Raw genomic sequence first — 662 nt, 5'->3', positions numbered from 1 at the left:
TTGCCCATGCTTGCCCTGACCTTTGGTAAACCCCTGTGCGCCGTCTAAGGCTCCTGATGCGGCAGCGACTTCCATGCCTCGGTAGAATTCATTCTTCATGGCTTCATCAAATGACTTGTCCCGGTGCTTAGCTGTCTCGAAGTACACTAACTGGCGAATGACTAGCCACCTTCCTTGTACTCAATCCTACTAAACACATGATCAGTAAGGCTGAACTAATGGGTAGCCATGCCCAAAGATGCCATTGCACTTGATAGTCTAGGTCGAGTAAATAGCGATATAAGCTATAGCAGATTGCTTCAGTACCCAGCAGGGCCAGAATACCTGCCATGAGGCCTAACAAAGCGAATTCACTCCACTGATTAAGGCGAAGCTGCTTTCGGTTAGCGCCGAGTGTCCGTAAAATTGCACCTTGTAATATTCGCTCATCGATACTTGAATAAATGGTCGCCAGTAAGACCAACACACCGCCGATCAATACTAGGATAAGTAAGTACTCAACAGCGAGGCTGACTTGCTTGAGCAAACTTTGAATTTGCGTAAAGACCATACTCATGTCGAGTAAGGTAATGGTCGGGAACTCGCGGATGAGCTTAGTAAGTTTTGCCTCGCTGCCAGAAGGGACATGAAAACTGGTTAAGTAACTAAGCGGAAGGTCCTGG

The 662-nt window shown here is 47.4% G+C and carries 1 protein-coding gene; it reads right to left on the bottom strand.

The annotated features are described in order from the left end of the window. Positions 1-127 precede the first annotated feature (127 nt). The coding region (locus A3756_RS02835) for an FtsX-like permease family protein (RefSeq protein WP_156490219.1) at positions 128-662 on the bottom strand (535 nt) is incomplete at its 5' end.

The sequence above is a fragment of the Oleiphilus sp. HI0086 genome (assembly GCF_001635225.1).
The sequence above is the reverse complement of the archived record's forward strand: the minus strand, read 5'-3'. Positions and strand labels throughout refer to the sequence as shown.